Annotated in this window: 23 protein-coding genes and 1 tRNA gene; 16 read left to right on the top strand and 8 right to left on the bottom strand. The window is 46.1% G+C overall.

Annotation, left to right across the window (positions count from 1 at the left end):
• The first annotated feature begins 78 nt into the window (after positions 1-78).
• From T325_RS08695 to T325_RS08660, 8 genes are all read left to right on the top strand, one after another.
• Complete coding sequence (locus T325_RS08695) at positions 79-2,385, top strand: SpoIIE family protein phosphatase (protein ID WP_197051335.1); 2,307 nt, start codon at positions 79-81, stop codon at positions 2,383-2,385.
• Positions 2,386-2,410: 25 nt separating this feature from the next.
• Positions 2,411-2,716 (top strand): STAS domain-containing protein, encoded by a 306-nt coding sequence (locus T325_RS08690; protein WP_051949815.1) that lies wholly within the window; start codon positions 2,411-2,413, stop codon positions 2,714-2,716.
• A 195-nt stretch (positions 2,717-2,911) separates the two neighbouring features.
• On the top strand, positions 2,912-3,169 hold the full coding sequence (locus tag T325_RS12725; protein WP_146063105.1) for a hypothetical protein: 258 nt from the start codon (positions 2,912-2,914) through the stop codon (positions 3,167-3,169).
• A gap of 427 nt (positions 3,170-3,596) precedes the next feature.
• Positions 3,597-3,995: a hypothetical protein gene (locus T325_RS08680; RefSeq protein WP_051949813.1), complete on the top strand. Its 399-nt coding sequence runs from the start codon at positions 3,597-3,599 to the stop codon at positions 3,993-3,995.
• Positions 3,992-4,474: an RNA polymerase sigma factor gene (locus T325_RS08675; protein WP_036912521.1), complete on the top strand. Its 483-nt coding sequence runs from the start codon at positions 3,992-3,994 to the stop codon at positions 4,472-4,474. The genes T325_RS08680 and T325_RS08675 overlap by 4 nt, the downstream gene beginning before the upstream one ends.
• A 12-nt stretch (positions 4,475-4,486) precedes the next feature.
• Positions 4,487-4,906, top strand: a complete 420-nt coding sequence (locus T325_RS08670) for a hypothetical protein (protein ID WP_036912518.1) — start codon at positions 4,487-4,489, stop codon at positions 4,904-4,906.
• 19 nt (positions 4,907-4,925) lie between these two features.
• Complete coding sequence (locus T325_RS12435; protein WP_197051334.1) at positions 4,926-5,975, top strand: TlpA disulfide reductase family protein; 1,050 nt, start codon at positions 4,926-4,928, stop codon at positions 5,973-5,975.
• A gap of 232 nt (positions 5,976-6,207) precedes the next feature.
• On the top strand, positions 6,208-6,618 hold the full coding sequence (locus T325_RS08660) for an Hsp20/alpha crystallin family protein (protein ID WP_231622215.1): 411 nt from the start codon (positions 6,208-6,210) through the stop codon (positions 6,616-6,618).
• A gap of 653 nt (positions 6,619-7,271) precedes the next feature.
• Here T325_RS08660 and T325_RS08655 read toward each other — a convergent pair.
• The 4 genes from T325_RS08655 to T325_RS08640 all read right to left on the bottom strand — a co-directional run bounded on the left by T325_RS08655 (position 7,272) and on the right by T325_RS08640 (position 12,035).
• Positions 7,272-7,362: transfer RNA gene (locus T325_RS08655), tRNA-Ser, on the bottom strand.
• Positions 7,363-7,452: 90 nt separating this feature from the next.
• Positions 7,453-8,040, bottom strand: a complete 588-nt coding sequence (locus tag T325_RS08650) for an IMPACT family protein (RefSeq protein ID WP_036912516.1) — start codon at positions 8,038-8,040, stop codon at positions 7,453-7,455.
• A complete protein-coding gene (gene carB, locus T325_RS08645; RefSeq protein WP_036912513.1) occupies positions 8,040-11,300 on the bottom strand; it encodes a carbamoyl-phosphate synthase (glutamine-hydrolyzing) large subunit in 3,261 nt (1,086 codons plus the stop codon). The genes T325_RS08650 and carB overlap by 1 nt, the downstream gene beginning before the upstream one ends.
• Before the next feature lie 225 nt (positions 11,301-11,525).
• Entirely contained in the window at positions 11,526-12,035 is a 510-nt protein-coding gene (locus T325_RS08640; RefSeq protein WP_036912511.1) for a hypothetical protein, read from the bottom strand.
• Between the two features lie 458 nt (positions 12,036-12,493).
• Here T325_RS08640 and T325_RS08635 point away from each other — a divergent pair, with 458 nt between their 5' ends.
• Positions 12,494-14,929, top strand: coding sequence for an ATP-dependent helicase (locus T325_RS08635; RefSeq protein WP_036912508.1), 2,436 nt, complete (start codon positions 12,494-12,496; stop codon positions 14,927-14,929).
• Positions 14,930-14,933: 4 nt separating this feature from the next.
• On the opposite strand, the gene T325_RS08630 is transcribed toward T325_RS08635, so the two are convergent.
• The 4 genes from T325_RS08630 to recQ form a co-directional block, all read right to left on the bottom strand.
• Positions 14,934-15,062 carry a hypothetical protein gene (locus tag T325_RS08630; protein WP_036912506.1) on the bottom strand — a complete coding sequence of 43 codons (129 nt, stop codon included), beginning with the start codon at positions 15,060-15,062 and terminating at the stop codon, positions 14,934-14,936.
• Positions 15,063-15,065: 3 nt separating this feature from the next.
• The gene (locus tag T325_RS08625) at positions 15,066-16,478 is read right to left on the bottom strand and encodes a DUF4270 domain-containing protein (protein ID WP_051949809.1); all 1,413 of its coding nucleotides are present in this window, start codon (positions 16,476-16,478) and stop codon (positions 15,066-15,068) included.
• Positions 16,479-16,538: 60 nt separating this feature from the next.
• Positions 16,539-17,369, bottom strand: coding sequence for a glycogen/starch synthase (locus tag T325_RS08620; RefSeq protein WP_036912501.1), 831 nt, complete (start codon positions 17,367-17,369; stop codon positions 16,539-16,541).
• A 146-nt stretch (positions 17,370-17,515) separates the two neighbouring features.
• On the bottom strand, positions 17,516-19,336 hold the full coding sequence (gene recQ, locus T325_RS08615; RefSeq protein ID WP_231622214.1) for a DNA helicase RecQ: 1,821 nt from the start codon (positions 19,334-19,336) through the stop codon (positions 17,516-17,518).
• A gap of 105 nt (positions 19,337-19,441) precedes the next feature.
• Between recQ and T325_RS08610 the strand changes: the two genes are divergently transcribed.
• The 7 genes from T325_RS08610 to T325_RS08580 are packed head-to-tail and all read left to right on the top strand — an operon-like array spanning position 19,442 to position 26,528.
• A complete protein-coding gene (locus T325_RS08610; RefSeq protein ID WP_036912499.1) occupies positions 19,442-19,894 on the top strand; it encodes a helix-turn-helix domain-containing protein in 453 nt (150 codons plus the stop codon).
• A gap of 14 nt (positions 19,895-19,908) precedes the next feature.
• On the top strand, positions 19,909-21,861 hold the full coding sequence (locus tag T325_RS08605) for a dipeptidyl-peptidase 3 family protein (protein ID WP_036912496.1): 1,953 nt from the start codon (positions 19,909-19,911) through the stop codon (positions 21,859-21,861).
• 10 nt (positions 21,862-21,871) lie between these two features.
• Complete coding sequence (locus tag T325_RS08600; RefSeq protein WP_036912493.1) at positions 21,872-22,486, top strand: DNA alkylation repair protein; 615 nt, start codon at positions 21,872-21,874, stop codon at positions 22,484-22,486.
• Positions 22,487-22,546: 60 nt separating this feature from the next.
• Positions 22,547-23,065 carry a Fur family transcriptional regulator gene (locus tag T325_RS08595; RefSeq protein WP_036912490.1) on the top strand — a complete coding sequence of 173 codons (519 nt, stop codon included), beginning with the start codon at positions 22,547-22,549 and terminating at the stop codon, positions 23,063-23,065.
• 2 nt (positions 23,066-23,067) lie between these two features.
• A complete protein-coding gene (locus tag T325_RS08590) occupies positions 23,068-24,339 on the top strand; it encodes an adenylosuccinate synthase (RefSeq protein WP_036912488.1) in 1,272 nt (423 codons plus the stop codon).
• 3 nt (positions 24,340-24,342) lie between these two features.
• On the top strand, positions 24,343-25,707 hold the full coding sequence (gene hisS / locus T325_RS08585; RefSeq protein WP_036912485.1) for a histidine--tRNA ligase: 1,365 nt from the start codon (positions 24,343-24,345) through the stop codon (positions 25,705-25,707).
• Positions 25,704-26,528: a rhamnogalacturonan acetylesterase gene (locus T325_RS08580; protein WP_231622213.1), complete on the top strand. Its 825-nt coding sequence runs from the start codon at positions 25,704-25,706 to the stop codon at positions 26,526-26,528. The genes hisS and T325_RS08580 overlap by 4 nt, the downstream gene beginning before the upstream one ends.
• Positions 26,529-26,613 lie beyond the last annotated feature (85 nt).

The raw sequence follows: 26,613 nt of genomic DNA, 5'->3' as shown, positions 1-26,613 counted from the left end.
TTGCAGTCAAAGTCTATATCTAACCAATAAGTAATGATGAAGAAGAAATCTATTGCAAATAGATTGAGTCTTAGAATTATGGCTGTGTTAATCGCTTTGTCGGCAGTCATTATGATTACAGTCTATGTGATAACTAAAGATTCTATGGCCCGTGAAGCGGAGTCACGCTACGAGGGTATTATACTTCATGCTAATGAGAAAATACGCGGTGTGCTGTCGGATGTGTATGTGGCGGCCATCAACAACGTGAATATTATTGAGCGTGATATCGATGATCCCGATAAGTTGCAGGCGCATTTGGAGCGAATGGTGAGCCAGAACATGTATATGTCGAGCTGCCGATTGATATTCGAGCCAGACGTCTATCCTGAGAAGGGACATGAGTTTGAAATCTGTGCCTGGCGTGACTCTGGAGAGATGGTGAGAGGCAGACAGATGAACGAGAACCATCCCGACTTTCAGATTCATTCGTGGTATAAGGATGCTTTCAAGAGTTCTGAGGGGGACTGGACGCCTCCTTATTTCGACAGAGAGGCGTCTCGTCAGCTGACGACGACGTATGCGACGCACATCCACGATCGTAGTGGTCGAAAAGTGGGTATGTTGGGTGCTGATGTATCGCTGGAATGGCTGCGACAGAGGCATCAGCGTGTGGATGCAGAAAACCACGAGCGTTTTGAAAAAGGTTTCAAGGAGCAGTCGTACAGTTTCATCATCGATAATGACGGTTCCTACCTGATTCATCCGGATGAGAGCCGTGTATTGAAAAAGAAATTTCAGGAAATTACTGCACAGAGTCCCGATACGCTTGACGATGTGGTAGCTCGGAAGATGCTTCAGGGCGAGAGTGGCTCCTGTAGGTTGCAAAACGACGGCATCGACTCATGGATATTCTATTCGTTTGTGAAATATGCAGAGTGGACTGTCGTGATAGTTGTGCCTGAAGCTATTATCTATCATAACGGTAACATGTTGGCGGCTATTATATTGGCAGTCCTATTCATCGGCTTGGCGATTGTCTATATGTTGTGTCATCATTTCATAAAGAAAAGTATGAGGCCGTTGAGGCGTTTCGTAGTTGCTGCGGGCCGAGTGGCTAAGGGACAATTCGATGTACAGTTGCCTGAGGTAAAGAGTCGCGAGATAGATGCATTACGTAGTGCTTTCAAGGATATGCAGATCTCGCTGATAGATTATGAGAAGGCGACAGCCTCGAAGGCTGCAATGGAGCAGGAACTGAAGATCGCCAGTGATATTCAGCAGCAGATGCTACCTAAGGTTTATCCTCCATTCCCAGAGCGTACCGATATAGACATCTATGGTGAGGTGGTAACTGCCAAGATGGTGGGAGGCGATCTGTTCGATTTCTTTATACGTAACGAGAGACTTTACTTTTGTATTGGCGACGTGGCTGGTAAGGGAGCTCCTGCTGCACTGGTGATGGCTATGGCGCATTCTATGTTCCGTAGTGCATCCATGGCATATGCATCGCCTAAACTCATTATTGAATATATCAACCGCTCTGTATGCGAAGGCAACGACTCATGTATGTTCGTTACGTTTTTTATCGGTGTGCTTGATTTGGCAAATGGCCGCCTGTTGTATACCAATGCAGGCCATGAACCTCCAGTGCTGGTAAGAGAAGGTTATACCCGCTTCCTGTACGTAGACAACAATATTCCTCTTGGCTTGAAATCAGACTGGGAATATACTGAGCAGAAGGCGTTTATTGACAGAGGTACGACTCTGTTGCTCTACACTGATGGTCACACCGAGGCAGAAACTGTTTCCAGTGAGCAGTATGGTAGAAGCAGGATGCGCCAGGAAGCCAGCAGGCTGGCTCACAGGCGGCTTGATTCTCGCTCCTTCATTAAGGCCATTCAGCAGGCAGAGCAGACCTTTGTAGGAGATACTCCACAGGGGGATGATATATCACTCCTTGCCATCAATTATAAAGGGAAAACTGATATGAAACATTATCACCGAGGTTTCTCGCTTGTGAATGAAGTGCAGGAAGTGTCGGCGCTAGCTGTCTTTATGAGGAGCGTCTGTGAGGACATGCACTTTAACGAACTGACCACCGCTGGTGTGAATATCGCTATTGAGGAGGCAGTGGTCAACGTGATAAACTATGCCTATCCGAAGGGCAGTCGGGCCAATATCCTTTTAGAGGTAATGGCCGACGAAGAGAAGATTACCTTTAAGCTCTGTGATGACGGTATGCCATTCGACCCAACATCTGTTAAAAACAAAGATGTAGCCCAGCCTATTGAGAAAAGTAATGTTGGAGGACTTGGCATTTACTTGATTCGCCACTATATGGACAGCATCAGCTATCAACGCATTGATGGACAGAATGTGCTGACGATGACAAAGAATCTTTAGAAGACCATTAAACCGAAGAGAGAGTATGAATGCAATAATCAGAAAAGAAGGCGATAACCGTGTAACCCTGATACTTGACGGGCGCCTTGATGCCTCTGTGGCATCACATATAGCAAAGGAAGTAGAACCGCTTTTCGACTATAGCGACTGTGAAATCGTGATAGACTGCAGCCAGTTGGATTATATATCCTCAAGTGGATTGCGATTATTGATGATTATTAATCAGCGCTGTCGTGCCAATCATTGTGAACTATACATTATGGGATTGCAGGAGAGGGTTCTGGATGTGTTTCAGACAACAGGTTTTGTAAACTTGTTCCAATTTAAATAGCCCCTTTTCAGGGGCTTTAGCGGAAGGTGAGGGATTTATTTCACCTCTTAGCGGAGAGTGAGGGATTCTACATCAAATATCCATATTTCCCCTATATTCTCTAGGAGCTCCAGCATCACTAGCATTTCAAAGATATACGATGTAAGTCGCAATTATTGGTACACTTTCATCTTCTATCGAAATCGTAACTGAAATATGATAAAAACTATTATTGAATATCTTACCTATCGTGAGGAACTTGAAATGGCGGTTCTTTACCTCAACCTTGAAAAGTTGAAGTATCTTGTCGCTATGGATATCTTCGATGAGGATTGTCTCTTGTCCAACGACATTAACGAGACAAAACAAAGATATCCTCTCTATGTCATCAACTTGTGCTATAGCTATATTTTTACGAAGGATCCATATAGGTGTTTCGTTGAGAAGAATAATGGAAAAGCCGAGCGTGTTTGACCCCCGCATGTCCCAGTTCCAGTTTGGTGTCAAATACACCCTTGATTATCTTAATGTTACCCATAAATCCTAATATTTCTCAATTTCAGGCACAAATTACGCATTATTATTCATATTTCACCTTAAATGACTAAATTTGCAACAAATATTAAGCATTTGCGTGATATGAAAGAGATAAACTATAAGGAAATGAAGTTCAATCCATGACAAAGGAAGAGTTCAAGCAGATGATGCGTGGCTTTTTCCCGATGCTAAAACGTTGGAGGAAGTAAAAAGTTAAGGACGGACGTCACCTTTTGTTCTTCTGGACTGTTATATATGTGAATCGGTTCAGAAAACAAAATGTCTAACAATAAAAATAAGTAAGAAAATGTATCATTTAGTTCAAATCTTAGTACCCATCGCATGTGGATGCGTACTTCCCATTATGATAGTATGGCTTACTATCCGTGAGAGCATGAACAAGACCAACCAGCGGACAAAAATTATGCTGGCCGCTATCGAGAAGAACCCCGATATGGACATCGAAGAACTCATGGAGAAGATTTCACCCAAGAAGAAACTGCTGAAGGAGAAACTGCTCTCAAAGCTGTTGTGGGGTAGCATTATCGGATTGCTCGGTATCAGCTTCCTGGTTTATGGATTATTGATTGACTTCAGGGGTGGAATGAACACTGACGGCCTTATTCATATATACTTCGCAGGTGGCATCCTATTGGCCGTCGGTATTGCCTTCCTCGTTAACTACCGCCTGAGCAAGAAGATGCTTGCCAAGGAGATAGAGGCCGAAGAGAAGTTGTTGGTAACAGAGGCAGAGAACAAGTGACCCGCGAAGCATTCATCACACAGGTAGAGCGTGAGCAGGAGGCCCTTCGTAGCTTCTTGCTCGCCCTCTGCTGTGGCAACAAGAGCGATGCCGACGACCTGGCACAAGATGCCATCGTCAAGGCCTACCTCTCGTCTGCAGGCTATCAGGAGCAGGGGAAGTTCCGTTCGTGGCTCTTCAAGATAGCCCACAACACGTTCCTCAACCATAAGGCTAGCTGTCGTACGATGGAGACACTCGACGATGCCCGCACGCTCATCAGCAGCACCACAGCCGACAATGCCTTTGAGCATCAGGAACTCTACCTCGCCCTGCGCACCCTGCCACCCAAGGAGCGTTCCGCCATCACGCTGTTCTATCTGAACGGTTACAGCATCAAAGAGGTAGCCGTGATTACTGAGACCTCGGAGGATGCCGTGAAGAAACAACTCTCACGAGGGCGAGACAAACTGAGACAGGAATTGAGAATGGATGATTAAGAATTGACAGTTATGGAAAAAGATAAAAAACTTGAGGAACTGTTCCTCGCTCAGAAGCCAACGTTTGACGATAAGGCAGAATTCATGGCTACGGTTACTCGTCGCCTGGATGCCGTAGAGTTCGTCCGTCAGCATCAGGAGGCCTCCCTCCGTCGTTATAAACTGGCGATGGTTGCCGCCTTCGTCGTGGGCATTGTCAGCGGTGCTGTCACTATGGCATTCGTCCTCTCTATGCCTACCGACGTTCCTCTCTTTACCCTTAGCGTAGAGAGTAGCATCCTATTGTGGGTAGCCGAAAACTCCCGAATTATCGCCACCACAGCCCTCGCGCTACTGATGAGTTTTGGCATCATGAGCATCCTCAGTAATGTGCAGGATATACTTGCCATTCGCCACAAAAGCATACATATTATTAATAATTTTGGAAACTGATCGTATCATATTGCGTCCTATGAAGAAAAGCATTCTATCAATCATCCTCGCCGTCGCCGCACTGACCGCGACAGCACAAAACACTTATACGCTAAACTTTGATCCAGTTCTTCTGAGTGAAGAACTGGCTAAGGAAAATGTCAAGATTGACAGCTTCTACCTTGCCGACTTCGTAAGCCAGGAGCCTATCACAGAAAAGTTTGCCTTACAAGGAAACAAGATTGCCATCAGCGGTAAGGTAGATAATCCTCAGATAGCAGCTCTCATATTGGAGATGAAGATTGAATATGGCATTCGTACCAATCGCTTTCCGTTATTCCTTGAAGCGGGTGATATTGTTATTACGCAGGATGATTGGATGTCGTGCCGCGTAGAAGGTACACCGCTCAACGATGCGATGTTTACTGCTACACGCGAGATAGGACAGGCCAGTGAGGCTGGCGATAGGGACAAGGCCATTCAGCTCACCAAAGATTATATCCTTGCCCACCGAAATGACCTTACAGCTGCACTGATGCTCACAGCACTGCCTCACTCTACGGTGGCCGATGTCAAGAAGGTATTGCCGCTTATCAGCCAGTGTGGCGAGGTGGTACAGCAGCATCCGCTCACTATTCAGTATAAGGAAAGGCTGAACAAGCTGCTAACCCGTCCGCAGGAGGGCGACAGGTTCCGCGACTTTGCTGTAGAGTACGAAGGCAAAACTACCCGTCTGAGCGATTATGTGGGGCGCGGAAAATATGTACTTGTTGACTTCTGGGCCTCGTGGTGCGGTCCCTGTCGCAAGGAGATACCGAACATCATCGCCGCCCACGAGAAGTACAAAGACCGCAACTTTACTGCACTTGGAGTGGCAGTGAAAGATAAGCCTGAGGCTACGCTGCGTGCCATCAAAGACGAGTCTGTCCCATATCCGCAAATCCTGAACTCGCAGGCAATTGCCTCTGAACTTTACGGCATCGACGCTATCCCCGAAATCATCCTCTTCGCCCCCAACGGAACCATCCTCGCGCGCGGCTTGCGCGGCAACGAGATAGAGAAGAAACTGGCGGAAATATTCGGGGAATAACCTACTTTCCCCCGAATGAACTGCCAATGTTTAAAGGAGTTTAAGTAATTGGCAGCAATGTTTATCGTAGTTTAAAATTGATGCCATAATGACCTTTTTCGAGTGTCAGATTGGCATTCGGCACATAAGTTGCTTTTAGGTGTGTGAGAGCCGGAGCTTAAAAGGCAAAGGCACTCAGAACATACGTTAAACTAAAAAGTATAATTAGGAGGTATTGATTATGTTACCAGTAATGTTTCAGAACAGTTGGATGCCAACAGTATTTGAGGATTTCTTTAACAATGATTGGATGCCTCGTGCCAACAGTACAGCACCCGCAGTCAATGTCAAGGAGAGTGAGAAGGCCTACACGATGGAGCTTGCAGCCCCTGGCATTAAGAAAGAATATTGCCGCGTAGGCATCAACGACGAGGGCAACCTCACCATCGCCATTGAGAACAAACAGGAACACAAGCATGAAGACAAGCACCATCACTATCTGCGCCGCGAGTTCAGCTACTCGAACTACGAGCAGAGCTACACGCTGCCTGATGATGTGGTGAAGGATCAGATCTCTGCCAAGGTCGAGGACGGCATCCTGACCGTCACCATGCCGAAGACCGAGCCGAAGCAGAAGGTCACCAAGGCTATCGAGGTATCATAAAGTGATTCCACTTCAAAACAGCAAGACCCCGACCTGCAGCAATGCAAGCCGGGGCCTCTTTGATTATATATGGAATGGCAACTATGCCATGAAGTGCTTGATATTGCGGGCTGAAGTCTTATTGGCATCGTAGCGGACAGTCAACTCACGGGTGAGTGGACTCATTCAAACTCGACATCATTACAACACAATTATTTCGCTAAAAGGTGAACCATTTTGCCCCAAATTGCAACATTTAAAAGAAAATTGGGTGGCAAACAGTGTTTTGAAATGACACTGAATCAAACTATGGTGGGGGGTGTGGTAGTTGGTATAATAATATAATAATGTTCGCGCGCGAAATAGTATCCAATACCATCATTTGTTGATGGTAAAAGAATAATGCTGCAAATAATGTCGTTTTCATCCAATCAATGTCACTAAGAATTACACTTTCATTTTTATCCTTTGGGGCTGTAATTCCTTTTGTAATTCTTTTCAGGATTATGATGCCGCATGATGCATCATGATATCACATGAATTATTATGGGAATCCATACCCCTAAATGACTCACTGTTAGTGAGTTATTCTTGTAAGACACTGATTTACAGGTACTAAAAAAGAGAACCGTGAGGTTCTCTTTTGGTGTTAATTGCGGAGAGTGAGGCTCCTTTGGCGGAAGGTGAGGGATTCAAACCCCCGATACCCGAAAAGGGTATACCGGATTTCGAGTCCAGCGCGATCGTTCACTCTGCCAACCTTCCAAATGTATTATTGCATTTCTCCAAATGCGGATGCAAAGTTAGTGCAAAAAAATGAAATCACCAAAAGAAATGTTGGAAACTTACGAATAATTATTCGAAAGTAAGTTTTTGCAGGCGGTTTCTCAACTGCTCGGCTTCACTCTTCCTGATACCCAATTTGATTTCGCAAGTATTGTCGTAAGTCTGTGAGATGATGCGTGGCTGCATGTCCTTGACGATACGCATCACGTCGTTCATCATGGGGTAAGCAAAAGAGTAGGTGATAATCTCCTCAACCTGACGTGTTTCTATTTCAGAGTGAGCGATGGCATCGGCAGCTGCCTCACGATAAGCCACGATGAGTCCGCTGGTACCAAGGTTTACACCGCCATAGTAACGTACCACAACGATGAGGATATCGGTAAGCTCGTTGGAATTAATCTGCCCGAGAATGGGCTTGCCTGCTGTTGATGAGGGCTCGCCGTCGTCGTTAGCACGGAAGTCTGTACGCTCAGGCCCCAACATATAGGCATAGCACACGTGGCGGGCATCGTAGTACTTTTTCCGGTAACTGGCCAGCAGCTCCTTGATTTCGTCTACTGACGTTACATGATGAACGAAGGCGAGGAACTTGCTACGCTTCTCCGTGTAGTAGCCCTCGCCTTCGGTCTTTATCGTCTTGTATTCGTCGACAATCATTAGTTGTTATATTCCTGCCAAGACTTAATCTTCACATCGTCGAGGCTCATTGCTGTGAAGGCTTCGATGAATGCCTTAGCCAGACGAACATTTGTCATCAGAGGAATATTGTGATCGATTGCTCCACGACGGATACGATAGCCGTTGGTCAGCTCGCGGCTGGTGTGGTTCTTCGGTACGTTGATAACCAATCCAACCTTGTGCTGGCTGATGAGATCCATCACGTTGTTGTCACCATCCTCATCAGGCCATGCTACAGCTTGAGCCTTTACGCCGTTGTCGTTGAAGAACTTGGCTGTACCTGATGTAGCGTAGATGGTGTAGCCTTTCTTAGCCAGCTGCTGGGCGGGCTCAAGCAGACTAACCTTTCCTTTGGCACCGCCAGAACTGATGAGAACGGCATCCTTAGGAATAGAGTAGCCTGTGGCAATGAGTGAATTGAGCAGAGCCTCATTCAAGTCATCACCCAAGCATCCAACCTCACCGGTAGAGCTCATGTCTACACCGAGTACGGGGTCGGCATTCTGCAAGCGGGCGAAAGAGAACTGAGAGGCTTTCACACCGATGCGATCGATGTCGAACTCGCTCTTCTCGGGCTTCTGGTAAGGAGCGTCGAGCATGATCTTCGTGGCGGTCTCGATGAAGTTGCGCTTCAGGATCTTTGACACGAATGGGAATGAGCGAGAGGCGCGGAGGTTACACTCGATAACCTTTACCTCACGATTCTTTGCCAGGAACTGGATGTTGAACGGACCCGAGATGTTCAGCTCGGCTGCAATCTTATGTGCAATCTTCTTTATCTGACGGATGGTAGAGAAGTAGATGTGCTGTGCGGGGAATACCATCGTGGCGTCGCCTGAGTGTACACCAGCATACTCTACGTGTTCGGAGATGGCATACTCGATAACCTCACCCTTGTCGGCTACGGCGTCGAACTCAATCTCCTTTGTCTCGGTCATGAACTTAGAAACGACTACGGGGAACTCCTTACTTACCTCTGTAGCCATGTTGAGGAAGCGATGCAGCTCCTCTTCGTCGTAGCAGACGTTCATGGCTGCACCAGAGAGTACGTATGACGGACGGACGAGGACGGGATAGCCCACCTTGTCGACGAAGTCCTTAACGTCCTCGAAGCTGGTCAGCGCTCTCCATGCCGGCTGGTCGATGCCCAACTTGTCGAGCATGGCCGAGAACTTATCGCGGTTCTCTGCACGGTCAATGTTGACAGGGCTGGTGCCCAGTACGGGAACACCCTGACGATAGAGCTTCATGGCGAGGTTGTTAGGAATCTGACCACCTACTGATACAATCACGCCGCGAGGAGACTCGAGGTCGATAACGTCGAGCACACGCTCCAGTGAGAGTTCATCGAAGTAGAGGCGGTCGCACATGTCGTAGTCGGTTGATACCGTCTCAGGGTTGTAGTTGATCATGATTGACTTGTAACCCAGCTTACGGGCGGTGTTGATGGCGTTAACCGAACACCAGTCGAATTCTACAGAAGAACCGATGCGGTAGGCACCAGAACCGAGAACTACAACCGACTTCTCGTTGTTATAGTAATTGATATCGTGTGCAGCTGTGTACTTCTCACCCTCAGGATTGCCGAAGGCTGGCGTGTGGGTGTAGGTGAAGTAGAGATAGTTGGTCAGCTCGGGATTCTCAGAAGCAACGGTTGGAATGCGCTTTACTGAAGGCATCACGCCGCGCTGCTTACGATACTTACGAACGGCCAGGTTCTCATTCTCCATGTTGCCGCCCTGGGGCTTCAGCACGAAGCGTGCAATCTGGAAGTCACTGAATCCGCAGCGCTTCACCTCAAGCAGCAACTCGTCGGGCAGTTCCTCAAGCTTGTTGTACTTCTGCAGCTCATGCTTCAGGTCAACGATGTGCTTCAGGCGCTCCAGGAACCAGACGTCGATCTTCGTGAGCTTTTCAATGCGCTCGATGGTGTAGCCCTCTTCAAGAGCCTGTGCGATGGCGAAGATACGGAGATCGGTAGGATTAGCCAACTCCTCTTCAAGGTTTTCGAACTTGGTGTGGTCGTTGCCAACGAAACCGTGCATGCCCTGACCGATCATGCGGAGACCCTTTTGAATCATCTCCTCGAAAGAGCGTCCGATAGACATAATCTCACCAACAGACTTCATTGAAGAACCAATCTGACGGCTTACGCCTGCGAACTTGGTGAGGTCCCAGCGGGGAATCTTACAGATCATATAGTCGAGCTGTGGAGCAACGTATGCTGAGCTTGTGGTGCCCATCTCGCCAATCTGGTCGAGTGTGTATCCAAGAGCAATCTTGGCTGCTACGAAGGCGAGGGGATAACCGGTTGCCTTAGAGGCAAGGGCTGAAGAACGAGACAGACGGGCATTAATCTCGATGATGCGGTAGTCGTTGGTCTCAGCATTGAAAGCGAACTGAATGTTGCACTCACCAACGATGCCGAGGTGCTTCACACACTTGATGGTGATGTCCTGCAGCATCTTAACCTGGTCGTCACGGAGTGAGCAGGTAGGCGCTACAACGATTGACTCACCGGTGTGAATGCCCAGGGGATCGAAGTTCTCCATAGAGGCTACGGTGAAGCAGCGGTCATTGGCATCGCGGATGCACTCAAACTCAATCTCCTTCCATCCCTTCAGCGACTCCTCAACGAGAATCTGTGGGGCGAAGGTGAAGGCTGACTCTGCCAGCTCCTTGAACTTCTTCTCATCGGGACAGATACCTGACCCCAGACCTCCAAGTGCATAAGCCGAACGAATCATGATAGGGAATCCGATTTCGTGGGCTGCCTTCAACGCATCTTCCATCGACTCTACGGCATGCGATACGGGTACTTTCAGATTGACCTCTGCCAGCTTTTTAACAAAAAGGTCGCGGTCCTCAGTATTCATGATGGCCTCGACACTTGTTCCTAAAACTTCAACTCCGTACTCCTTAAGCGTTCCATTCAGATAAAGCTCCGTTCCGCAGTTCAATGCGGTCTGACCTCCGAATGCCAACAGAATGCCGTCGGGGCGCTCCTTCTTAATGATCTCTGTTACGAAGTGAGTATTCACTGGCTGAAAATACACCTTGTCAGCAATACCTTCACTGGTTTGGATAGTTGCGATGTTAGGGTTAACGAGAACGCTCTTAATGCCTTCTTGGCGAAGAGCTTTTAAAGCTTGTGAACCTGAGTAATCAAACTCTCCGGCTTGTCCGATTTTCAAGGCACCCGATCCGAGTACCAACACCTTTTTCAGTTCTTTTTTCATTTTTGGGCTGATTTTGATATCCTTGTTCTTAAATCGCGTGCAAAGTTACGAAGATTTTGCGAAACCACCAAAATTCTATCCCACTGAATGTGTTAAAATAGGCGGACTTTTTTAATTTGTGTCATATATGTAGGCAAATTGGTATGTTTATGCAAATTAAAAGCGGACCAGAAGGTACATTCTGATCCGCTTTGTGGCAAAGTGGGTTACACCTTATTAATATATTTACTCATAATAGGTGAACGAACGTGTGGCTGTCATCTCCTGGCCCATCATCGATGCCTTACGGCTGATCCAGTTGCCATGATCGTCGAACTTGTAGTCAGAGTAGGGGGATTCCATTACCTGGCCACCCATGTCAATGCTCTGTGATTTGATGACACCATTCTCGTCGTAGTTGAGCGTTGTCTTGATGTCCTGACCCATCATGTTGATGGTCTGGCTCTTCAGACGGCCGTTCTCCCATTCGAACTTCATGTCAACGCTCTGTCCCTGTACGTTCATCTTGGCTGACTGGAGGTAGCCTTCTGCATCATATACAGCGTCTGACATGTCACTTGACTGCATCTTACCATCCTGCGAGAAGTTGATGGTGCGCTCGTTGCCCATCATGCTCAGCGTCATTGTCTTTACTGGACCTTTGGCCTCATTAGCCTCAACATCGTGGAATTTCGTTTGTGCCTGCATAGCTACTGTCATAGCCAGTGCAGCAACAATCATCATAATCTTTTTCATTTCGATTCTACTTTTTGGGTTTATTAATTATTTAGTTGATAATAACTGGCTACAAAGGTACAGCAAAAAAATGAGACTGCCAAATTTTAATCGCTCAAAAAAGTTAAATTTCGTGTCATTCTCATAAATCGGGCGTAATTGCTGCAGTTGTTGCAGTGTTGCAGTTGTTTGTAAGAGTGGCGCATCCCCAAAAGTAAGGTCTATATATTATATATATTATATATATATAAATATATAGAATTAATTCTTCACTTTTTCCATTCATGATTTGAACTGCAACACTGCAACAACTGCAGCAAACGCCATTCCTGTATAGATGTAATAAAGTGATAACTGTTTGATTATTATAAGAATACGGATGAAAGCAGGAGTTTCCACGGCAGAAAGCGATACTTTCATCGGATGAAAGCCTTCTTGAGTCATTTGGTGGTTTCGAATTATTTTCGTAACTTTGCATCGTGAACACAGATATATTACAACAACTAAATGATAGCCAACGTGTTGCGGTTGAATACTGCGACGGAGCGAGTCTTGTTATTGCTGGTGCAGGGTCGGGTAAAACCCGTGTCCTGACGTATAAAATCGCGTGGCTGTTAGAGCAGGGAATGAACCCCTGGCAGATATTAGCATTGACGTTTACCAACAAGGCGGCGCGTGAAATGAAGGAGCGTATAGGCCGTTTGGTGGGCAGCGAGCAAGCCAGATATCTGCAAATGGGCACTTTTCACAGCGTTTTCGCACGCATTTTGAGGGCTGAAGCCGAGCATTTGGGCTATAATTCCAACTTTACCATCTACGACCAGAGCGACGCCCGTTCACTGGTGAAAACAATCATCAAAGAGATGGGGCTCGACGACAAAGTCTATAAGCCCTCATCGGTGGCCGACCGTATCTCCATGGCAAAGAACCACTTACTGCTGCCTCAGCAGTATCAGCAGAGCTCATGGGCCAGCGATGACGCTGCTCAGAAGCGCCCTCAGATGTCACATATATATATAAGGTACGCGGAGAGATGCCGTCAGGCTAATGCGATGGATTTCGATGATTTGTTGGTTCAGACGTGGGTTCTGTTTGAAAAACATGAGGAGATCCGCCAAAAATATGTCGAGAAGTTCCATTTTGTGCTCGTAGATGAGTATCAGGATACTAACTTTGCGCAGCAGGCCATTGTCTATCAGTTGACAAAAGAGCGCCAGCGTGTGTGCGTGGTAGGCGACGATGCCCAGAGCATCTACTCGTTCAGAGGTGCCAATATCGACAATATCCTGAACTTTCAGAGTCAGTATACCGATGCAAAACTATTCAAGCTGGAGCAGAACTATCGCTCAACGCAGTTGATTGTTCAGGCCGCCAACTCGCTGATTCGCCGTAACGAACGGCAGATTCCGAAGAACGTGTTCTCGAAAAACGAGCATGGTGAGCGCTTGCAACTGAAACCTGCCTATTCGGATAGGGAAGAAGCGCTGATTGTGACGCAGGACATTAAGCGCATCCGGCGTCAGGACGGGTGTAACTGGAGCGACTTTGCCATCCTGTATCGCACCAACTCGCAGAGCCGTAGCTTCGAGGAGCAGATGCGTAAGGATAACATCCCATATCGTATCTATGGCGGACTGAGTTTCTATCAGCGCAAGGAAATCAAGGACGTGATTGCCTATTTCCGTCTTATTGCCAATCCTAACGACGAAGAGGCTTTTAAGCGTATTGTCAACTATCCGGCACGTGGCATCGGTGATACAACGGTAGGGAAAATCATTCAGACGGCGCAGACCTATGGCGTCAGTCTGTGGCAGGTAATAAAGGAACCTGTACTCTTCCCGATGGATGTGAACAAGGGGACGATGACCAAGATTCAGGCTTTCCGCGAACTGATAGAGGGCTGGATAGGCAGACTGCAGACGGAGGATGCTTACGCTCTCGGTCACGACATCATCATGAACTCGGGCATTAGTAAGGATATCTATAGCGGTCGTAATCCTGAGGACATCTCGCGCCAGGAGAACCTTGAAGAGTTCCTCTCGGGTATGCAGGATTTCGTGGAGAGTCGCCGCGAGGAGGATATGGGTGAGCAGGTTTATCTGACTGACTTCCTGCAGGAAGTGGCTTTGTTGACCGACCTTGACAGTGATGACGGCGATTCAAATGATAAGGTGACGCTGATGACCGTCCATTCGGCTAAGGGCTTGGAATTCCCGACGGTGTTTGTGGTCGGACTAGAGGAAAACATCTTCCCCAGTCCTATGTGCACCAACTCGATGCGCGAGCTCGAGGAAGAGCGCCGACTGCTCTATGTAGCCATCACGCGAGCAGAGAAGCATTGTATACTGACATGCGCGCAGAATCGTTTCCGCTATGGCCGCATGGAGTATGACACGCCTTCGCGCTTCATCCGCGATATTGACTCTGACTTGCTGGAAGTGCATTCTGAAGCGGGTGGGGGTGAAAGTATATTCGGCTCAGCGAGTCGTAAGGCTTATAACCGATATGATGGCGGTGCCTATGGTACAGGTAATACTGGCGGATATAGCAGGAATACACGAGGCTATGAGAGCGAGGCTCCTGAGTGGATGCAGAATCCGAGGCCTGTGGCTACCCAGTTCAAGGCCGATCCCAAGCCGAGAGCCGTTGCTCCCAGACGTCCTGAGAAGCCTGTTGACCCCTTTGGCCCCAACTTCAAACGTCTGCATCAGGCTGTGGCACCGAGACCATTGGCAACAGACCCGAGTGTCAGTGATTTGCATGAAGGATGTAGGATTGAGCATCAACGCTTTGGTATTGGAGAGGTGATAAGAATAGAAGGTACGGGCGAGAATACCAAGGCGACCGTACAATTCCGTAATGCGGGCACCAAGCAGTTGTTGCTGAAGTTTGCCAAGTTCAAGGTTATCGGATAAGAAATTAGAGCGCCTCATCAACGGGGCGCTCTAATTTCTTATTTATCTTTGGCAGATGTTTCTTCTTTCGGAGCCAGGCTTCTTTGCGTGCCTCGTACTCCTCATGATGTTTCTCTAAGAATCCGTCAGCCATATCTTATTTCTCCTTAAATCGGGCGTAAATCACTTTCATTTCGATAGGATTACCGTCACCTCCTACCAACTTCGTACTCGAAAGTCCCATCTGGTTAGCTATTGCTGTAACCGTAGGATTTCTGTAGTTGTCGTATGTGATAGTTGCAGCAAGGGGGACGAGTACGGCCTTGTTCCAATCAGGATGCTTTGCCACCCAGTTCGGATCGCTCTTCAATCCCTCTGCCTTGTTCTTAGCCATCAGGGTGATGAGATTGCCGATGTTGCTGAATGAATAGGCGTTTGCCGACAAACCAGCCATATAGGAACTGGTGTAGTTGTATATAGTCTGGGTCTCAAAGAATGTGTTCAGACTGTCTTTCTGCACCATCAGAATATAGTCAGGAGTGTTCAGCGGGTATTGTGTGCTGATGTTGCTGTTTTGTCTGTTGAAGTTAATGCTTACGGAGAGCAGTGAGTCTTTTGTATGTGCCTGACTGATCTCGTCAACTGGCAATGTAACCTCTGTGAAAATGCCTGCGGGCGCTTTCAGGTAAGTACAGCTCTTATCGTTAACCAGTCGCTGCAAGGCTGCATTGTCGTTAACCACCCTTGTGGTTCGAAGCACCTCGGGAGTCGACGAGAGGAAGAGAGAACCGTAATATACGGTAGTGTCAGCCTGATAGTGGAAATACATATTAATATCTATTTCCGAAATCTTTGCCATTACTCCAAGACCGTCGTTCACCTCGAAATAGAAGCCTGGACACACGTTGTTGACGAATGTGTATACGTTCTTGAAATACTCAGGGTGATCGTAGTAACTGCGAAGCACATAAGTGCCGTAGTTGTTGTATGTCTTGCCGCTCTTGTCGGTATAAGGATCGTTCAATCCGACAATGGAATAGTCGGTATAGCCATTGGTATTGCGCAGACTGTCTTTGACGGTAAGATTTGCCAACGAGAATGCCATGCTTTTCTTCAGTCCGTCTTCTCTGATGTAACCCTCGCTGATGGGATCGAAGTTGCTGTAGTATGTCTTCGCGTCGCTCATGGGTTTACTCAGCTCCTTGATATTGATCTTCATCGGAGTGAGTGAGTCGCCATAGCACTTTGAACGGTCGAATATCAGCCATATCTCACAAGAGTCGGCTGCGATATCACCATCGTATGAGCCGAGTATTTTACTGCGGTCAGGCATAACCATATCCTCCAGTATGTTGAACTGGGTCATGAACTCACTCTTCACATAGGCACCTGTTTCAGGGTCTTTCACCTTGCCGAAGTAGCAGTCAAAGTGCTTTGAAAAGACAGAGTCGACTTGTATAGAGCGGCTGGTAGCGCTGAAAACGCCCGTCGTTATCTCTAATTTATCCGTCTCATCGGTCAGTGACTGTCCGATGCCTTCTGTATCTTCACTACAAGAGAGTATTGCCATTGCAGTAAAAGCAATCGCTGTTATCCATTTACATTTCATGTGTCGAGGTATTCTATATTTTTAATCTTCTTCTACTTCTGGCTGCTCTTCAGGAAACAGCTGGTTGTAGAAATTCTCATATGAGTCGGCAAAGTCCTCTTGATAATCAAGTACGGGGATGTTCTTGCCAGCTGCATATTTCAGCAACTTCTGATCGACTTTCTGATCGGCTTGTATCACGCCGTCGCTGTAATCGATGGCCAGCTTGCTCAACTCGTTGAAATCGAATTCGTTCTTATAGTCCTTCAGTAACTCTGCTTTGGCCTCACGGAACTCAAGGCATTCTTTGAAATTCTCGCCAAGGTCCTTGTCGATGTTCTTCTCAAAGAGCGATGTTACAACCTTTGCTTCTGCAAACGAAGGCTCATCGTGATAAGCGGTCTTGACATAGAGAGGCACAACGGCGCTCATCCATCCCTGACAGTGAATGATATCGGGCACCCAACGCAGTTTCTTGACTGTCTCCAATACGCCACGTGCAAAGAATATAGCGCGCTCACCATTGTCAAGATAATCTTCGCCATTCTCGTCTTTTGCCATCAGACGTTTGCCGAAATAATCGTCGTTATCAATGAAATAAACCTGAATTCTGGCTGACTGAATTGATGCCACCTTAATAATCAGTGGGTGATCAGTATCATTAATGATTAGGTTCATACCTGACAGTCGGATAACTTCATGCAACTGTCCGCGACGCTCATTGATGATTCCCCATTTGGGCATGAACGTACGGATTTCATGACTCTGCTCTTGCATAGCCTGTGGAACACCCTTACCCATCAGCGACAATGAGCTGTCAGGTACATAAGGAGAGATCTCCTGATTAATGAATAATATCTTTTTCTTTGCCATCTTTGGTAATTTTGCCCTGCAAATTTACAAAATTCTCTTCACAAAACCGCTATAAATCATCAGTTTTTAGCAAAAAGTGACACTTTTAGGCTGATTTTTTAGTTTATTTTCCCCTTTTTCCATAAAACAAGGTGTAAAAAAGCACGTTAGACGTATTTCTGTATGAGTGCAACGAAACGGTTTCCATACTTCTGCTTCTTGTGTTCTCCTATGCCTGAAATATGACCGAATTGTTCAAGGGTGGTGGGCTTGATGGTGGCTAGCGAATGGAGCACTTTGTCGTTGAAAATGATGTAGGGTGGAAATCCTTCTTCATTAGCGCATGTTGCACGTAAAACACGCAGGGCTTCGAAAAGCTTAGGGTCTTCGACGCCAGTGGTTGGTGGAAGACCAGGAATGGTGATTGTGGGAATCTCCAGTTTCAGCTTTCGCTTCTTCGGTTCTTCCTTAGTGCTGTGATCGACCACGCATAGTGAGGCCTCTTTCCGTCCATAGAGCACATCGTTGCCGATATCTGTTATCTTTACCTTGTTGCCGTCGTTGTAAGCAATCTCGATGAATCCCATCTGTAGCATCTGTAACAGATAATCCTGCCAGTCGTTCAATGAGACGTCTTTCCCTACACCGAAAGTCTTCAGTTTGTCATATCCGTTGCGTTCAACAGTTGGCGAACGCATGCCTTTCAGGATCTCTATGATGGTGGCTATGCGTATCTTTTCGTCAGAGCGCTTAGCAGCGCTGAGAGCCATTTGTACATAGCGTGTGCCGTCGAATCGCTGGGGCGGATTCTCGCAAACATCGCAGTTGCCGCAGTCGTGATCGGTCTGCTCGCTGAAATAGTTTAATAAAATGCGGCGTCGGCACACATTTGATTCTGCATATTCCTGCATGCGCTTCAATTTGTCCATATTGACGTCCTGTTGCCCACTTTGCTTGGCAAATTCGGTGAGTTGTACAATGTCTGCCAATGAGTAGAACAGAATGGTTTCTGCTGGAGCGCCATCTCTGCCTGCACGCCCAATTTCCTGATAAAAACTCTCAATACTTTTCGGCATGTTGTAATGTATCACCCAGCGCACGTTACTCTTGTCGATTCCCATGCCAAAAGCGATGGTGGCGCATACCACCAGTAACTGGTCGTTCTTGAACTGTTCCTGAGTCTGACTGCGCTCAAGTGGAGAAAGTCCTGCGTGATAAGGAGCGGCGTTGATGCCTTTCTTCCTTAAATCGGCTGCCACTTTCTCTGTAGTCTTTCTGCTCAGACAATAGATGATACCTGCATCAAAAGGACGCGCCTTGATGAAGTTTAGAATGAAATGCATCTTGTCGGCGGCTTTATAGCCTCGTTTGACGCAAAGACTCAGGTTTGGGCGGTCAAAACTTGATATGAATTCACGGGCATTCTTTAATTTGAGCTGCTCAATGATGTCATGCCTTGTGATCTTGTCGGCTGTAGCCGTAAGAGCCATGATGGGTGTGTTGGGGAACTTCTCTCTGAGAATGCCCAACTGCGTATATTCTGGTCGGAAATCGTGTCCCCACTGACTGATACAATGAGCCTCGTCAATAGCAAATAATGATACTTCTATATGGCTTATCAGGTAGTCTAATTCTGCTAAGAGCTTTTCTGGCGAAATGTAAAGAAGCTTTAGACTCCCGGCCAGGCATTTTCTTCGTATTACAAGGTCTATTGCCGGGTCGTTCCCACTGTTAAGTGCTTCAGCCTCAATTCCATTGGCCCGTAAGGTTTCAACCTGATCCTTCATGAGACTGATAAGTGGTGAGATGATAATGGCTGTACCTTTCATGGTCAATGCGGGAATCTGATAGCAGATACTTTTGCCCCCTCCAGTAGGCATGAGAACCAGAGCGTCGCAGCCATTTGTGACATGTCTGATTATTTCCTCCTGATTTTGCCTGAATGAATTATATCCGAAATAGCACCTAAGTGCTTCAAAAATGTCCATATTCTTTAATTTTTGTACAAAGTTAGTTATTTTTTTTGAAAATCCTTTGCACCTATTGGTATTTTTTGTAAATTTGCACATAAATAAATTTAAAAGCGATCACAGATGGCTAAGTACAACATTACAGAAAAGAAAGAAAAAGAGGCTGCCTACAGAAGTCTGGTTAGTCCTCACATGATGGACGAGATGCAAGAAAAGATTATGAACATCATCGTCATGCAGAAGAAGTATCGTGACAAGGAATACTCTGCAAAGAAACTGGCAGAAGATCTTGGCACCAACACAAGGTACATCTCGGCTGTTGTCAATGTGCGTTTTCATATGAACTATACTTCATTTGTCAATAAATACCGCATTGACGAAGCCATGAGTATATTGGTAGACAAGCGTTATCAGGATCTTCGTATGGAGGAGGTCAGTGATATGGTTGGCTTTGCAAACCGCCAGTCGTTCTATGCTTCGTTCTATCGTATTGTGGGCACTACACCTCGTGAGTATCGTCTGCAGCACTTGAGACAACATCCCGCTATGAAGGTTAAGAATGTCCGTAAGGGTTAAGGAGGCATTGTCGCGTGGGTTTTAATTATCAGGATGAGCGATTTGCTGATTTGCAGTTGCTCAGATACCGTTTGAACGGCTTTGAAAGACTTTCTGTTCAGCAGAAAGTCTTAGTTTATTATTTATCTCAGGCAACTTTGTATGGAAGAGATATCACTTTCGATCAGTTTGGTAAGTATAATCTCCGCATAAGGAAGTTGCTTGAAGTGGTTTATTGTGATCTTACCATTCCACATGATACCGATGAGTTCCGCGCTTTAGAGATATATCTGAAGCGTGTTTGGTTTTCAAGCGGCATCTATCATCATTATGGGTGCGAGAAGTTCAGACCAGGATTCAGCGCAGCGTATCTTCATAACGCTATACGGTGTGTAGATGCCCGTAAACTCCCTTTGAAAGAAGGGGAGAGTATTGATGAGATGTGTGAAGAGTTATTCCCTGTCATCTTTGATGAAACGGTGCTTCCTAAACGGGTCAATAAAACTGATGGTGAAGATTTGATATTGACTTCGGCCTGTCATTTTTATGATGGTGGTGTTACGCAACAGGAGGCTGAGGCTTTCTATGAGCGGATGAAACAGGAACAGGCTGATTCAAAGACACCTTCTTCTTATGGTTTGAATTCAACATTGGTTAAGGAGAATGATGAAATAAAGGAGTTGGCGTGGTCGGCTAATGGCAGATATGCTAATGCTATTCGCCATATTGTATATTGGCTTGAAAAAGCACTATCTGTAGCGGAGAACGAACAACAGAGGGATGTTATTTCTATACTTATAAGCTATTATAAGACAGGCGATTTGCAAACTTTTAATGAATATTGCATTGAATGGTTGAAAGACCATGATTCCACGATTGATTTTATCAATGGTTTCATCGAAGTGTATGGTGATCCGCTGGGATTAAAGGGCTCATGGGAAGGTCTTGTTGAATATATCGACGAAGAGGCGACTCATCGCACCAGAACCATCAGTAATAATGCCCAGTGGTTTGAGGATCATTCACCTGTCGATGCCCGTTTCCGCAAACCTGTTGTAAAGGGTGTGTCGGCCAATGTTATTTGCGCTGCTATGCTCGGTGGTGATGAATATCCGTCAACGGCTATCGGCATCAATCTGCCTAATGCTGACTGGATACGGGCTGAATACGGCAGTAAGAGTATTACCATCAGCAATATCACTGATGCTTATAATAAAGCCGCTCATGGTAATGGCTTTAAAGAGGAGTTTGTCATCGATGCTGAGATGCTTAGCCTAATAGATAAATATGGTGACGTTTGCGATGACCTGCATACCGATCTGCATGAATGTTTAGGACACGGGAGCGGACAACTGCTTCCTGGCGTTGATCCTGATGCGTTGAAGGCCTATGGCAACACGATAGAAGAGGCGAGAGCAGACCTTTTCGGCTTGTACTATATTGCAGACAAGAAACTGGTGGAGCTTGGTCTGACGCCCGATGAGGAGGCGTATAAGTCGCAATATTATACTTATATGATGAATGGCTTGATGACACAGCTGATTCGTATCACTCCCGGTAATCAGATAGAAGAGGCTCACATGCGTAATCGTGCCTTGATCGCTCATTGGTGTTATGAGAACAGTGATGTTGTACGTCTGAAGAAACGCGACGGAAAGACCTATGTTGAAATCGTTGATTTTGAAGAACTCCGTCGTCTCTTTGCTTGTTTGTTGGCTGAAATTCAGCGTATCAAGAGCGAAGGTGACTTTGAAGCCGCTCGTCAGTTGGTGGAGCATTATGCCGTGAAGGTTGATCCCGAACTGCATCAGGAGGTTTTGGAACGCTATAAGAAACTGGGGCTAGCGCCGTATAAAGGTTTCATTAATCCTCAGATGTTGCCTGTATACGATGAAAACGGGAATATCTGTGATATTCAGTTGGACTACGGTGAGAGCTATACCCATCAGATGCTTCGTTATAGCACAGAGTATGGTACCTTAATATAAACAATGTCAGATGGATATTAATACAACAATAAAGGAAATCAAACAATCGTTTCGTCTGATGATGGATGGAGCGGTTGCAAAGTCAATGCGTGATAAAGGCCTTGACTATAAACTCAATTGGGGAGCAACCCTGCCACGACTTCGGGAAAAAGCTGATGAAATCGGTAAGAATTACGATTTGGCTATTGCTCTGTGGAAAGAAAATGTACGCGAATGTAAGATATTGGCCACCATGATTATGCCAGCAGATCGTATGTTGTCGGAGGTCGTTGATATTTGGATGGAACAGACTCCGACCCAGGAGATTGCCGAACAGGCGGCTTTCAACCTCTATCAGTATTTGCCTTATGCTCCAGCTAAGGCATATACGTGGATGGCTTCAGAGAAAGAACTGTATCAGTTGTGTGGTTTCCATATCCTTTCTCGACTTTTTATGAATGGCCAAGAGCCCAATGAACGTGGCATAAATGAATTCATCGATCAGGCATTGGCGGCTCTTCAGGGTAGTAGCATTCCTGTTAAGAAAGCAGCGCTGTCTGCCGTTCAGAGATTCGCAGAACTTGGATTAGTATACGAAAGAATTGCAAAAAGTGCAATAAAACGAGCTAATTTAGATTTTTTATAAATAAACTCTCTTTCTTCTGACTGAAAATGAGTACCTTTGTGCGGTTTTCAAGGAAATCAGATGGCTATTAAGGGAAACAGAGATAATGTAATTGCCGCTGTAGAGCGTATTCTTGACAATTATCTTGAGATGAATCATCATCGCAAGACATCTGAGCGCTACAAGATTCTGAGAACCATCTATGGTATTAACGGGCATTTCACAATAGAGGAACTGAATGATTATCTGCAGGAATCTAATTTTCCTGTCAGTCGTGCTACGTTATATAATACGCTTAATCTGTTTCTTGAGTTGCGCTTGGTCACAAGACACCGTTTTCAGGGAACAACCAAGTATGAAGCCTGCTATGACAATAGCAGTCATTGCCATCAGATATGTACGATGTGCGGAAATGTAACTGAGGTTAAGTCTCAGGAGATCATTCGTGCGGTAGATAGTATGCATCTCAAGCGATTCCGCAAGGATGGCTTTACATTATATGTATATGGTGTTTGCAGCTCTTGTCAGTCGAAGATGAAGAAGCGCGCCAAGTTAGAGAAGTTAGAAAAACAGGAACATTTAAAACAGAACAAAAAATAGTTATGAACAAAGGTAAGGTAGATGTCCTGCTCGGATTGCAGTGGGGCGACGAAGGAAAAGGTAAGGTGGTCGATGTTCTGACCCCGAAGTACGATGTGGTTGCCCGTTTCCAGGGTGGTCCTAATGCTGGTCATACGCTGGAGTTTGAGGGGCAGAAATATGTGCTGCGCTCTATTCCTTCTGGTATTTTCCAAGGAGGAAAGGTGAACATTATCGGTAATGGCGTCGTTTTGGCCCCAGACCTCTTTATGGATGAGGCTAAGGCACTGGAGGCAAGTGGTCACGATTTGCATTCACGTCTGCATATTTCTAAAAAGGCACATCTTATCATGCCTACCCATCGTGTACTCGATGCTGCTTATGAGGCTCAGAAGGGTAAGGATAAGGTTGGTACTACTGGTAAAGGCATTGGTCCTACCTATACTGATAAGATAAGTCGTAACGGTCTGCGTGTTGGTGATATTCTCGACAACTTCGAAGAAAAATATGCTAAGGCAAAGGCGCGTCATGAGGCTATTCTGAAGTCGCTTAATTTTGAATATGATATCACTGAAGTCGAGAAAAAATGGCTTGAGGGTGTTGAGTATCTCCGCCAGTTCCCCATTGTTGACTCAGAGCATGAAATTAACAACATCCTGAAGAGTGGTAAGAGCGTACTTTGCGAAGGAGCTCAGGGTACTATGCTCGATGTCGACTTCGGTAGCTATCCTTTCGTAACTTCTTCAAACACCATTTGTGCTGGAGCATGCACAGGTCTGGGTATTGGTCCCAACAAAATTGGGGATGTATTTGGTATTATGAAAGCTTACTGCACACGTGTTGGTGCTGGTCCTTTCCCCACAGAGCTGTTTGATGAAACAGGAAAGAAGATCCGTGATCTCGGTCATGAGTATGGTGCTGTTACAGGTCGTGAGCGCCGTTGCGGATGGATTGATCTTGTTGCACTGAAATATTCTATTATGGTGAATGGCGTTACCCAGCTTATTATGATGAAAAGCGACGTACTTGATGGCTTTGATACCATTAAGGCCTGCGTAGCCTATAAGCAGAACGGCGTTGAAATCGATTATTTCCCTTATAACATCGAGGAGGGTATCGAACCTGTCTATAAGGAACTGCCAGGATGGAAGACTGACATGACCAAGTTCACTTCTGAGGATCAGTTCCCGAAAGAGTTCAGCGACTACATTGCTTTCCTTGAGAAAGAGCTCGAGACTCCTATTAAGATTATCTCTATCGGTCCTGACCGCGACCAGACAATTGTAAGAAAGTAATAAATGGCACAGAAACCAAGTATTCCTAAAGGAACGCGCGACTTCTCTCCAATGGAGATGGCTAAGCGCAATTATATTTTTGACACCATCAAGCAGGCCTATCAGCTCTATGGCTTTCAGCAGATAGAGACCCCCGCAATGGAAACTCTCGGTACGCTGATGGGTAAGTATGGCGAGGAAGGGGATAAGTTGCTTTTCAAAGTACTTAACAGTGGTGATTATCTTTCTAAGGTGTCCGATGAGGAACTGAAGGAACGTCATGCTCTTCACTTGGCGGCTAAACTTTGTGAAAAGGGACTTCGTTATGACCTTACTGTTCCTTTCGCACGTTATGTGGTGATGCACCGCGAAGAATTGCAACTTCCATTCAAACGTTATCAGATGCAGCCTGTGTGGCGCGCAGACCGTCCTCAGAAGGGACGCTATCGCGAGTTCTGGCAGTTTGATGGTGATATTGTTGGCTCTGATTCTCTTTTGAATGAGGTAGAGCTCATGCAGATTGTAGATACCGTATTCACCCGTTTTGGTGTTCGTGTTCAGATAAAGATCAACAACCGTAAGATTCTTACAGGAATAGCCGAAGTCATCGGTGCTGCAGAGAAGATTGTGGATATTACCGTAGCTATCGATAAACTCGATAAAATCGGACTCGATAATGTGAATGCTGAGCTTCGTGAGGATGGCCTTTCCGATGATCAGATTGCTAAGCTTCAGCCAATCATCACCCTTGAAGGGAGTAACGATGAGAAACTGAACACTATTGCTGAGGTGCTTGCCTCTAGCGAGGTAGGTCTGAAGGGTGTAGATGAGCTTCGTTATATCCTTGATACACTGAAGACATTGGGCTTGAATAATGAAATTCAGCTTGACCTCACATTGGCCCGTGGTTTGAATTACTATACGGGCGCTATTTTCGAGGTTAAGGCGCTTGATGTTCCCATGGGCTCTATCCTTGGCGGTGGCCGCTATGATAACCTGACTGGTATCTTCGGAATGCCTGGCATCTCTGGTGTTGGTATCTCGTTCGGTATTGACCGTATCTTCGATGTACTTAATGCGCTCGATGCATATCCTAAGGATGCCGTTAATGGTACGCAGCTCCTGTTTATCAATTTTGGTGAGAAGGAAACGGCTTATTGCCTCCCCGCTGTGGCTAAGGCTCGTGCTGCAGGTATCCGTACGGAGATTTTCCCCGATTCATCGAAGATGAAGAAGCAGATGTCGTATGCTAATGCCAAGCAGATACCTTTCGTTGCGCTGGCTGGTGAGAACGAGATAAAGGATGGAAAACTTACATTGAAGAATATGTTGACTGGCGATCAGCAACTTGTTGATGCAGAACAGCTTATCGATATTGTAAAGCAGTGAGGTCTCTTAAGAGCGTCATCATATTGACTTGTATTGTATGTGGCTTGACAGCGGCAACTAAAGACAAGAGCACAACCATCTTCGTGATAGGCGATTCCACCGCAGCTAATAAGGATACTACGGGTGGAAAAGTGGAACGGGGGTGGGCGATGATGCTTCAAGATTGTTTCGATTCCGATTATATCGTTGTAGATAACCATGCTGTGAATGGTCGCTCTTCAAAGAGTTTCCTTGAAGAAGGACGATGGGATAAAGTGCTCGAACGCATCAAACCTGGTGACTATGTCATCATCCAATTTGGTCACAACGATGAGAAGCCGAAAGCTGATCGTCATACGGATCCTGGTTCTACCTTCGACGACAATCTGGCCAGGTATGTGAGAGAAACGCGTGAAAAGGGTGGTATTCCAGTTCTCATGAATAGTGTGGTTCGCCGTAACTTTTTCGTAAAGGCTCCAGAAAATGATGATGACGAGATACTTCGCACTTCAACTTTTCTGGATGGTACTAAGATGATTGAGGGCGATTCGCTTATTGATACTCATGGACTTTATCGTATTGCTCCAAAGATTGTAGCTCAACGTATGAATTGCCATTTCATCGATGCAAATCAGATAACCCATGATCTTGAGCAAGGACTGGGTACTGAAGCGTCAAAGAAACTTCACATGTGGTTCCGCCCAGGTGAAGAACCTTCAGAACCGCAAGGCAAACAGGACAACACGCACTATAATAAATATGGTGCAAAGGTTGTTGCCAATCTTCTGGCTGACGCTCTCTGTGAAGAAGTACCTCTGTTAAACAGATATCGTAAGAAGTAAGTTTAGACATCGTATAAATAAGAATGAATTCTACAAAATACTTGTGGAATTCATTTTTTTATTGTATATTTGCAAACAGAATTTA

It is taken from the genome of Prevotella sp. FD3004, assembly GCF_000746155.1.
Taxonomy (GTDB): Bacteria; Bacteroidota; Bacteroidia; order Bacteroidales; family Bacteroidaceae; genus Prevotella.
The sequence above is the reverse complement of the archived record's forward strand: the minus strand, read 5'-3'. Positions and strand labels throughout refer to the sequence as shown.

Coding starts and splice junctions, on each gene's coding strand:
- T325_RS08695 (WP_197051335.1), top strand. CDS start 79: ATGGCTGTGTTAATCGCTTTGTCGGCAGTCATTATGATTACAGTCTAT.
- T325_RS08690 (WP_051949815.1), top strand. CDS start 2,411: ATGAATGCAATAATCAGAAAAGAAGGCGATAACCGTGTAACCCTGATA.
- T325_RS12725 (WP_146063105.1), top strand. CDS start 2,912: ATGATAAAAACTATTATTGAATATCTTACCTATCGTGAGGAACTTGAA.
- T325_RS08680 (WP_051949813.1), top strand. CDS start 3,597: ATGATAGTATGGCTTACTATCCGTGAGAGCATGAACAAGACCAACCAG.
- T325_RS08670 (WP_036912518.1), top strand. CDS start 4,487: ATGGAAAAAGATAAAAAACTTGAGGAACTGTTCCTCGCTCAGAAGCCA.
- T325_RS12435 (WP_197051334.1), top strand. CDS start 4,926: ATGAAGAAAAGCATTCTATCAATCATCCTCGCCGTCGCCGCACTGACC.
- T325_RS08660 (WP_231622215.1), top strand. CDS start 6,208: ATGTTTCAGAACAGTTGGATGCCAACAGTATTTGAGGATTTCTTTAAC.
- T325_RS08650 (WP_036912516.1), bottom strand. CDS start 8,040: ATGATTGTCGACGAATACAAGACGATAAAGACCGAAGGCGAGGGCTAC.
- carB (WP_036912513.1), bottom strand. CDS start 11,300: ATGAAAAAAGAACTGAAAAAGGTGTTGGTACTCGGATCGGGTGCCTTG.
- T325_RS08640 (WP_036912511.1), bottom strand. CDS start 12,035: ATGAAAAAGATTATGATGATTGTTGCTGCACTGGCTATGACAGTAGCT.
- T325_RS08630 (WP_036912506.1), bottom strand. CDS start 15,062: ATGGCTGACGGATTCTTAGAGAAACATCATGAGGAGTACGAGGCACGC.
- T325_RS08625 (WP_051949809.1), bottom strand. CDS start 16,478: ATGGCAATACTCTCTTGTAGTGAAGATACAGAAGGCATCGGACAGTCA.
- T325_RS08620 (WP_036912501.1), bottom strand. CDS start 17,369: ATGGCAAAGAAAAAGATATTATTCATTAATCAGGAGATCTCTCCTTAT.
- recQ (WP_231622214.1), bottom strand. CDS start 19,336: ATGGACATTTTTGAAGCACTTAGGTGCTATTTCGGATATAATTCATTC.
- T325_RS08610 (WP_036912499.1), top strand. CDS start 19,442: ATGGCTAAGTACAACATTACAGAAAAGAAAGAAAAAGAGGCTGCCTAC.
- T325_RS08600 (WP_036912493.1), top strand. CDS start 21,872: ATGGATATTAATACAACAATAAAGGAAATCAAACAATCGTTTCGTCTG.
- T325_RS08595 (WP_036912490.1), top strand. CDS start 22,547: ATGGCTATTAAGGGAAACAGAGATAATGTAATTGCCGCTGTAGAGCGT.
- T325_RS08590 (WP_036912488.1), top strand. CDS start 23,068: ATGAACAAAGGTAAGGTAGATGTCCTGCTCGGATTGCAGTGGGGCGAC.
- hisS (WP_036912485.1), top strand. CDS start 24,343: ATGGCACAGAAACCAAGTATTCCTAAAGGAACGCGCGACTTCTCTCCA.